The organism is Buttiauxella sp. S19-1, from assembly GCF_022134725.1.
In the GTDB taxonomy this organism is placed as follows: Bacteria; Pseudomonadota; Gammaproteobacteria; order Enterobacterales; family Enterobacteriaceae; genus Buttiauxella; species Buttiauxella ferragutiae.
Genome location: NZ_JAHWLU010000161.1, coordinates 1 through 8,257 on the forward strand (window position 1 = coordinate 1; position 8,257 = coordinate 8,257).

The 8,257-nt window shown below is 51.4% G+C and carries 11 protein-coding genes; 6 read left to right on the forward strand and 5 right to left on the reverse strand.

What is annotated here, in order from left to right; translation table 11 throughout:
• Window positions 1-520, reverse strand: a 520-nt coding sequence (locus MES37_RS22340; RefSeq protein WP_237932675.1) for a LysR family transcriptional regulator, incomplete at its 3' end; no start/stop codon positions are given.
• A 102-nt stretch (window positions 521-622) separates the two neighbouring features.
• On the opposite strand from MES37_RS22340, the gene MES37_RS22345 reads away from it, so the two are divergent.
• Window positions 623-1,063: a multidrug/biocide efflux PACE transporter gene (locus tag MES37_RS22345; protein WP_232885959.1), complete on the forward strand. Its 441-nt coding sequence runs from the start codon at window positions 623-625 to the stop codon at window positions 1,061-1,063.
• Window positions 1,064-1,137: 74 nt separating this feature from the next.
• Here the strand turns inward: MES37_RS22345 and tam are convergent, their stop codons facing one another.
• Complete coding sequence (tam, locus tag MES37_RS22350) at window positions 1,138-1,911, reverse strand: trans-aconitate 2-methyltransferase (protein ID WP_232885958.1); 774 nt, start codon at window positions 1,909-1,911, stop codon at window positions 1,138-1,140.
• 104 nt (window positions 1,912-2,015) lie between these two features.
• Between tam and MES37_RS22355 the strand changes: the two genes are divergently transcribed.
• Both MES37_RS22355 and MES37_RS22360 read left to right on the forward strand, forming a co-directional pair.
• Window positions 2,016-3,047, forward strand: a complete 1,032-nt coding sequence (locus MES37_RS22355) for a DUF2157 domain-containing protein (protein WP_232885956.1) — start codon at window positions 2,016-2,018, stop codon at window positions 3,045-3,047.
• Between the two features lie 70 nt (window positions 3,048-3,117).
• The gene (locus MES37_RS22360; protein WP_064547068.1) at window positions 3,118-3,411 is read left to right on the forward strand and encodes a hypothetical protein; all 294 of its coding nucleotides are present in this window, start codon (window positions 3,118-3,120) and stop codon (window positions 3,409-3,411) included.
• 132 nt (window positions 3,412-3,543) lie between these two features.
• Here MES37_RS22360 and MES37_RS22365 read toward each other — a convergent pair whose 3' ends face one another.
• Window positions 3,544-3,918 (reverse strand): RcnB family protein, encoded by a 375-nt coding sequence (locus tag MES37_RS22365; protein ID WP_237932676.1) that lies wholly within the window; start codon window positions 3,916-3,918, stop codon window positions 3,544-3,546.
• Window positions 3,919-3,988: 70 nt separating this feature from the next.
• A complete protein-coding gene (gene ftrA / locus MES37_RS22370; RefSeq protein WP_232885977.1) occupies window positions 3,989-5,008 on the reverse strand; it encodes a transcriptional regulator FtrA in 1,020 nt (339 codons plus the stop codon).
• A 65-nt stretch (window positions 5,009-5,073) separates the two neighbouring features.
• Between ftrA and MES37_RS22375 the strand changes: the two genes are divergently transcribed.
• Together MES37_RS22375 and MES37_RS22380 are read left to right on the forward strand one after the other, a co-directional pair.
• Window positions 5,074-5,463 carry a rhodanese-like domain-containing protein gene (locus MES37_RS22375; RefSeq protein ID WP_133521385.1) on the forward strand — a complete coding sequence of 130 codons (390 nt, stop codon included), beginning with the start codon at window positions 5,074-5,076 and terminating at the stop codon, window positions 5,461-5,463.
• A gap of 77 nt (window positions 5,464-5,540) precedes the next feature.
• Entirely contained in the window at window positions 5,541-6,041 is a 501-nt protein-coding gene (locus MES37_RS22380; protein ID WP_064547062.1) for a DUF1993 domain-containing protein, read from the forward strand.
• A 134-nt stretch (window positions 6,042-6,175) separates the two neighbouring features.
• Here MES37_RS22380 and MES37_RS22385 read toward each other — a convergent pair whose 3' ends face one another.
• A complete protein-coding gene (locus MES37_RS22385; RefSeq protein ID WP_232885975.1) occupies window positions 6,176-7,093 on the reverse strand; it encodes a bestrophin family protein in 918 nt (305 codons plus the stop codon).
• A gap of 241 nt (window positions 7,094-7,334) precedes the next feature.
• Between MES37_RS22385 and MES37_RS22390 the strand changes: the two genes are divergently transcribed.
• On the forward strand, window positions 7,335-8,257 hold a 923-nt coding region (locus MES37_RS22390; protein ID WP_237932678.1), incomplete at its 3' end, for a 5-methyltetrahydropteroyltriglutamate--homocysteine S-methyltransferase.

Consider the following 8,257-nt stretch of genomic DNA (forward strand, 5'->3'; position numbering starts at 1 on the left):
GAATAAAAATCGCCATCTCAGCACCGACCTGCAAACGTGCCACCGTCACATCCACCGGATAACGTGGCTGCACACGCAATACGCCAACGTGGGCGCGGCCAATCTGAATCAGGTCGATAACGTCTTCATCCTCGGCAATCAAACATTCAAACTCGATATCCGGAAAGCGTTGCGAAAAACGTTGCAGGATTGACTCGTGGTGTGCGGTTTGCCAGACATCAGACAGCACGAAACTCAGACGCGGTTCGACATCGCCCGCCAGGCGTACCGAGACTTCATTCAGCCGCTCGCTGGCCGCCATAATTGACTGGATGTACGGCAAAATATGCTTCCCCTGGTCAGTCAAAACCGGCTGGCGACTCTGGCGATCAAACAGCGTCACCCCTAAATCTGCTTCCAGATTGGCAATCGCAGCACTCACCGTCGACTGGCTTTTCTTGAGCTTACGTGCCGCTGCAGAAAACGATCCGGTTTCGACTGCCTGCAAAAAGGCTTCCAGGGATTCGGGAGAATATTTCATTATCTATCGCTTTTATCGATGGTTACTAACTTCAGTCTATCAGTAATAGCGATGATAATACGCCGCATAGCCATATTGCTTGATTTATCTGGAGTGAGTTTTATGCAGTCTCAAAAAAGAACATTTGCCGAGCGCGTCGTGCATGCGGTGGGTTTTGAAGTTATCGCCATTGCGATTTGTGCGCCGCTGGCGGCGTGGATCCTGAACAAACCCTTATTCCAGATGGGGGCGCTGGCCATCATGCTGTCTACCGTCGCTATGGTGTGGAACATGATTTATAACGCAGGGTTCGATAAGTTTTTCCCGGTCGGGGAAAAGCGTCGGCTGCCGCTGCGCATCGCCCACTCGCTGGGCTTTGAAGGAGGCTTTATTTTGATTGGCCTGCCGCTCGCCGCCTGGATGCTCAACATTTCATTGCTGCAGGCGTTTATGGTCGAGATTGGTTTCTTCCTGTTCTTCTTGCCGTATAGCGTGATTTACAACTGGGCGTATGACACCTTGCGTGGCCGCTGGTTTCAGCCACAGACGGCTTCCACAAAATAGTGCAAATGGCGGGAGGCGCTAACGTCATCCACCATTCACGCCAGTTTTGTCGGAAGATGCTGCGCTTTTCCGACCTACGAAAGCGCGATACCGCCTGTTTTGCGCGCCACAATAAACAGCCGTGGGAACAACATCAGCACATTGCCATCGTGTTGTGGCGGATAGGCTTGCTGTAAAAGCGCGTGGTAACGCTCGAGAAATACCTGCTGCTGAATGTTATCGAGTTTGGCGAGGTACGGACGCAAACCGGTCGAACTGAGCCAGGCAATAATTGCTTGCGCAGACGGCATGACGTGGAAATAGGTGGTGCGCCAGATATCCACGCTGCAACCTGATTGCGCCAGCAAATCGTAATATTGTTGGGCGGATAACAACGCCTCACGTCCGGAATCTCCGTACCCTAGTTCAGCCGCCACCTGGCGCATCAAGGTGTGTGTCGGCTCTTGCCAGTTATCCGGCATCTGTACCGCTAAAACCCCGTTATCCGCCAGTTGTGCCGCCAGGTGCGGGAACAACTGAGCATGGTCACTTAACCACTGCAAAGACGCATTCGCATAAATCACATCTTGTTTTATTGTGGGCTGCCAGTGCGCCACATCAGCATTTTCAAACTGGCAATCAGGCAGTGCGGTTCGTGCCTTTTCAAGCATCGCCGGAGAATTATCAATGCCCGTTATCGTCGCCTGTGGGAAGGCCTTATGCAACAACGCAGTGCTGTTACCGGGGCCGCAGCCCAAATCAGAAACGTGTTGCGCCTCAGGGTGCTGAATACGCGCGGCTAATTCCGCGGCTGGGCGGGTACGTTCGGCTGCAAACTGCAAATAAAGAGCGGGGTTCCAGTCCTGCATCGGTTGATCCTCAGACTAAAATGAATGAATCGGAAATTGTGCATCTCATAGATTACGACAAAATGCGTTAACGTGATGTCAATAATCTGGCAAGGAAAACCAATATGAAAGTGACACGCAAACAGCAAAAAATCGTCCTGCGTACTCTGGACGGCTGGCGTCAGGAGGGGGTTATTGACGAGGCAGAGCAGCAGCGGCTGCAACAACATCTCTCGCCGCAACTTTTTGACTGGCAACGGTTAAGCCGTTACGCCTTCTGGATTGCATTGGCTTGCGCGATTATCGCCATTGGAAGCCTGGTCGCCGATGAGTATTTAATGGCGCTACTGTTTGATTTTGGCTATGCCACCCGTGCCATTATTCTGGCGCTAATTGCCACGGCTTGTTACTTCTGGGGCTTTCGTCGCCAGAAACACACGCCAGAAAAGCGCTACAGCAACGAAGCGATCATGTTCCTCGGCGTTTTATTCACTGCACTCACGTTGTCACAAGTGGGTATGGCGTTGGATAACGGTAGCGGGAACGTTGCGCCGCTATTTTTACTGGGCTGTGCGATTTACGCCGTGATTGGCTACCTGAGCCGTTCGGGGTTGATCTGGCTGTTCTTCCTGTTGTCGTTGGGTAGCTATTTTGGGACATCTACAGGTTACGCGTCAGGATGGGGCGCTTACTGGCTGGGTATGAATTACCCGATTCGTTTTGTGTTGTTTGGTGGCGTATTACTTGCCGCCTGCTATCTGCTGCAAAAGCCCTTACAGCAGCGTAATTTATTGAACACCAGCAAAGCGATGGGCTTGTTGTATCTGTTTATCGCGTTATGGATTTTGTCGATCTTTGGCAATTACGACTTCGATATCTGGCAGAGCGTGCGCCAAATTGAACTGCTGCACTGGTCGCTGCTGTTTGCGCTCGCGGCACTGGCGTGTATCTGGATTAGCCTGAAAACCGACGACGGCATGCTGCGAGGTTTTGGGTTAACCTTCCTCGGGATTAATCTTTACACGCGCTATTTCGAACTGTTCTGGGACGGCACCAATAAGGTGATTTTCTTTCTGTTACTGGCCATCTCACTGGCGCTTGTCGGGCGCTATGCCGAGAGAATTTGGCGAGTGGGGGAAGCGGGAAAGTCACACTGAGACTGTCTTTTCTCCTCATCTTTTGCGAGGATAGCGCCAAATTTCGGCTATTAGCAAAAGGGTAAAAAACATGGCTAAGCATCCTACGGGCAAGCATCTGCGTGCGCCAATCGTGTTCAACGACAAAAACGTGTTGGTTTATGTGGTGCGCGGTTCAAAAATTGAAGATATGCCAGCAGACGAAGATGAGGACTATCCAGGCGATATGCAGATGCTGATGCCGCAGTTGTCAAAAGAGTTTGATACGGAGTTAAACGAAACTCTGGAAGAGTGCGGGTCGGGCGATGTGATTGTCTTTATGTGTACCACTGACATGATTTTTGAGTACGGTTACTCGAAGATTAAAACCATGCGCAGTGCTTAAACTATTGCCTGCCGGATAAAATAAAACCCCGGTGGATTACCGGGGTCACTAGACAGGTGTTGTCGGATGGCGCTAGCGCTTATCCGACCTACGAAAAGGTTTAGCATCAGTCTCGGTTTGTTCTGCGGTTACTTAGTGCTGATAAAAAATCTCACCTTTCATAGCGCGTAAAATTTTCCCTTCCGCGTCGCTAATCAACACGTAGTTGCCGCCCATGTACGTCCAGTGGCTACCCGCTTCCGGGGCTGGCAGGTTTCTGATTTTCCAGGCATCAATCTGATAGGGTTTAGTACGGTACAGATCCGGTACGATGTCGCCAATTTTGAATGGCTTATAATCGGCATGGAACTCGGTGATTTCATAAGAGTTTTGTGGTGCAGGGGCCGCAACCGGAGCCTCTGCAGCAGGAGTTGTAACCGGAGCATCTGCTGCCTGAGCTGTCAACGCCATAGGTAAAGAACCGGCCATCAGGGCCGCAGAAAAAAACCACACATTCAATTTACGCATATCTACTCCAGATAAATTCATCTGCTGAACTAATAAAATAATGCCGTTATCTCTATCACGTTGTTTAGCGTCAAGTAATCATTTTTTCGTTACCTGAAGTAAATGCTTTGCGGTATGCCGCGGGAGTGGTCGACAGCTTAGCGCGGAAATGATGGCGCAATGTGGCGGCACTGCCAAAGCCGACACGCTCAGCAATGTCGTCGATGGACAACGTGCTGCTTTCCAGTAAATCACGGCAGCGTGTCAGGCGCATGTTCAGCAACCAGCGTGAGGGTGTGGTGCCGGTAGTCGCGGCAAAACGGCGCAAAAAAGTTCTCGGGCTCATGCCGATAAACGCCGCCAGTGACTCAACGGTATGCTCATCGGCAAGATGACTTTGCAAAAAATCAAATAGCGGGCTGAGGCGCTGGCTTTCATAAGCAGCAGGTATCGGTTGTTCGATAAACTGCGCCTGGCCGCCGACGCGATGTGGCGGCACGACAAGCCTGCGCGCCACGCTGTTGGCGGCAAACTGGCCGTAATCACGCCGCACCAGATGCAAACTCAAATCAATGCCTGCGGCACTGCCAGCGGATGTCAGCACCGAGCCATTATCGATATACAACACATCCGGCATCACCTGAATATCAGGATAACGTTGTTGCAGCTTTTCGGTATAACGCCAGTGCGTTGAGGCCTGTAATCCATTGAGCAAACCGCTGGCTGCCAGCACAAACACACCGGAACAAATCGACATAATCCGTGCGCCACGCGAATGTGCCGCACGTAATGCTGTGCAGAGTTCTTCGGGAACCGGTGCGTCGGCACCGCGCCAGCCAGGTACAATAATGGTTCCGGCTTGCTCCAGCAGAGAAAGCCCACCATCCACTGCCATGCGTATACCACCGGTCGCTCTGAGTTCACCAGGTTCAATACCCGCCACCGCAAATCGATACCAGTTATCGCCCATTTCCGGACGCGGCAGGCCAAACACTTCCACTGCTACACCAAATTCAAAGGTGCACAGGCCGTCATACGCTAGTGCAACAACAAGAGGGTTTTGCAAAGGTGTATCCCGAACGATTGTCATGATCTTCACGTTATCTGTCATTTCTGCCATACGTCAAGCTACACGCTGCGCTCTATAGTGAGATCTCACCACTACGAGGAGGTTTTATGAGTCACGTTACTGATTTTCCCGCTGCCGCCCCAGAAATTGCCGCCGCTCATTTTCTTCAGCGCCTGAACCTTGAAACTGATTGCGATGATGTACACAGCGCGATGAAAGAAGGGGATATGGATTTTGTGCTGCTGCATGTTGTCGGCAGCCCTGAAGCTTATGCCCGTCGCCACATTGCTGGAGCGCTACATTTGCCGCATCGTGAAATATCAGCTGAGCGCATGGCGCAGTGGCCGGCAGATACCTTGTTTGTGGTTTATTGCGCCGGGCCGCATTGCAACGGAGCAGACCGCGCGGCGCTAAAATTAGCGCGCCTGGGGCGTCCGGTGAAAATAATGATTGGTGGGATTACCGGTTGGGCAGATGAAGGATTTAGCTTCGCCTGAGCGCGGAATTCGCTATCCGTGAGGCGAGAAGTGAGTGTAATCTTGCCATCACTTTGTCATGTCTAAAGGAAGTCACAATGTCGATTTACAGTGAAACTAATGCGCAGTTCATTCTTGGTTTAACCAATTTGTCGGCCATCCTTGAGAAGGCCGCCCAGTGGGCGAAAGAGAACGGCAAATCGGAAGAGAGCCTGCTTACGGCGGCACTTGCAGAAGACATGTATCCGCTGGTGCGCCAGGTGCAAATCACCACCGATATGGCAAAACGTGCCGTTGCACGCCTCGGCCGCGTTGAAGCGCCAGTTATGGAAGATAACGAAACCACGATTGCGCAGCTTCAGGCGCGTATCGAAGCCACCATCGCGTTCATGAAAGGGATTAGCGATGCGCAACTCGATGGTGATGACGAGCGCCAAATTGTGGTGATGGCGCGCGAACACGAACTGCGTTTCACCGCGCGCAACTACGTGTATAAATTTGCCACACCAAACTTCTATTTCCACTTCACCACCGCCTACGACATCCTGCGCCAGGCGGGCGTGCCGTTAGGCAAACGTGATTTTGTGGGCCAAATCTAATCTACCTATACCCTAAATAATTCGAGTTGAGGAAAGGCGGCAAGAGAGCGAATCCCGATGAGCTTAGTCAACTAAGTGAATTGGGTGAGCGAACATAGCCAACGCATCATCAACTCGAAGTATGACGGGTATTGTTAGCTAAGCCGATAATGGCGATTTGGGCGCAACTTCTCGGGCAGATGCTCATTCTCATCCATATCGTGTAAATCCCGCTCAATGGTGTTGCAGATGGCATCCAGCGGCAGGTCATTGTCTTCGGTGCCAAACGGTTCCTCCAGTTCTTCTGCCAGCGTGTCGAGCGAAATAAAGGTGTAGGAAATAAACACCGACAAAAATGGTGTCATGTAGTGCAGGTCGGTGACCAGTGCAAACGGCAGCATGATACAAAACAGATACACAGTGCGATGCAGAATCAGCGTGTAGGCGAACGGGATTGGCGTACCGGCGATGCGCTCACAACCTCCGGCTACCGCCGAAAGATCGTTAAGATGATGATTCAAAGCGCTCCACACCACGTCGGAAATTAAGCCTTGTTTGCGCTTATCGGCTAACCAGTCTCCCATCAACAGCAATACGCGATTACAAGGTGCGTGGCTTTGTATCACCCATTGTAAGTCATCATTGGTGAGGAATTTTTTCAGTGTTTCTTCAGGCGGGCGTTTACGCAATGTCAGCCGCAGAGCATGGCTAAACGCAATCTGCAAATTCACAAACTCCGTGACCTGGTTTTCATGGTTGCCCAGCAGGCCTTTGATCTCGCGTAATAATGAGCGCTGAGTAATCGCCAGTTGCCCCCACAGCGTACGGGCTTCGTTAAAGCGGGCATAACAGACGCTATTTCTGAAACCCAAAAATATCGCTATCGCCACGCCGAGAATACTGAAGGGCGCGATGGTGAGTTTTATGCCGAGCGTTTCATACCACGGTAGAAAGAAAATCACGCTGATCGACAACGCGACATTCAGCAGCAGGCGCGAATAGATTTTTTGTAGAACCGAACCATGCCAGACAAATAAGCGGAATAACCAGTGTTGCTGCGGACGAACAATCATAATCAGGAGGCTCAAAAACAGGACATCATATTTAACGGCAAACTGTGACGCAGATCAACTTACACTTCACACTGGGTTAACAACATGAATTATTTTCAATAACCATGAAAGATCTTCGTTTGTCCTCAAGTCGCGCATCTGCCATTCTCCGTTACATAATATGGCCGTCCAGATGGCTAAATGTTCAAACCATGAATTATCACCTCGCTAAATTAGTTAGCCAGGTCAGCGGAGAAATCACATGCCACACTCTTTGCCACATCGCGCGCCATTCCGTGCCGACATTGTCGGTAGCTTCTTACGCCCAGCCACCATCAAAAACGCCCGTCAGGCATTTGCTGCCGGTGAGATTGACGCCACTCAGTTGCGTAAAGTGGAAGATGACGCCATCCGCGCATCAGTTGAGCAGCAATGCGCTTGTGGCCTGCATGTGGTGACGGATGGCGAGTTCCGCCGCGCCTGGTGGCATTTTGACTTTTTTGACGGTCTGCAAGGTGTGGAGCGTTATGAATCTGAGCAGGGCATTCAGTTCAACGGCGTGCAAACCAAAGCGCACAGCGTGCGCGTCATCGGTAAACTGGGTTTTGGTTCGCATCCGATGCTGGAAGATTTCCGCTATCTGAAAAGCATCAGCGGTAACGCAGTGCCGAAAATGACCATTCCAAGCCCGAGCGTGCTGCACTTCCGTGGTGGCCGCAATGCCATCGACAGTACGGTATATCCTGATTTAAAAGAGTATTTTGACGATCTCGCCACCACATGGCGTGATGCAATTCAGGCGTTTTACGCCGCAGGCTGCCGCTATCTGCAACTTGATGACACCGTGTGGGCCTATTTATGTTCCGACGCCCAGCGTGCAGAAATCCGCGCTCGCGGTGATGATCCAGACCAACTCGCACAGATTTATGCGCAAGTGCTGAATAAAGCGCTGGAAGGCAAACCGGACGATTTGACCATCGGCCTGCACGTTTGTCGCGGTAATTTCCGTTCAACGTGGATTTCAGAAGGGGGTTACGAGCCAGTTGCGCAAGTGCTGTTTGGCAGCGTGAACGTCGATGCGTTCTTCCTTGAATACGACAATGATCGTTCGGGCGACTTTGCACCGCTGCGCTTTGTGCGTCCGGGTCATCAGCAGGTGGTTTTAGGTTTGATCACCACCAAGAA

Bases quoted from the DNA above. Each gene is read 5' to 3' on its own strand.
- MES37_RS22345 (WP_232885959.1), top strand. From the start codon at position 623: ATGCAGTCTCAAAAAAGAACATTTGCCGAGCGCGTCGTGCATGCGGTG.
- tam (WP_232885958.1), bottom strand. From the start codon at position 1,911: ATGCAGGACTGGAACCCCGCTCTTTATTTGCAGTTTGCAGCCGAACGT.
- MES37_RS22355 (WP_232885956.1), top strand. From the start codon at position 2,016: ATGAAAGTGACACGCAAACAGCAAAAAATCGTCCTGCGTACTCTGGAC.
- MES37_RS22360 (WP_064547068.1), top strand. From the start codon at position 3,118: ATGGCTAAGCATCCTACGGGCAAGCATCTGCGTGCGCCAATCGTGTTC.
- MES37_RS22365 (WP_237932676.1), bottom strand. From the start codon at position 3,918: ATGCGTAAATTGAATGTGTGGTTTTTTTCTGCGGCCCTGATGGCCGGT.
- ftrA (WP_232885977.1), bottom strand. From the start codon at position 5,008: ATGACAGATAACGTGAAGATCATGACAATCGTTCGGGATACACCTTTG.
- MES37_RS22375 (WP_133521385.1), top strand. From the start codon at position 5,074: ATGAGTCACGTTACTGATTTTCCCGCTGCCGCCCCAGAAATTGCCGCC.
- MES37_RS22380 (WP_064547062.1), top strand. From the start codon at position 5,541: ATGTCGATTTACAGTGAAACTAATGCGCAGTTCATTCTTGGTTTAACC.
- MES37_RS22385 (WP_232885975.1), bottom strand. From the start codon at position 7,093: ATGATTGTTCGTCCGCAGCAACACTGGTTATTCCGCTTATTTGTCTGG.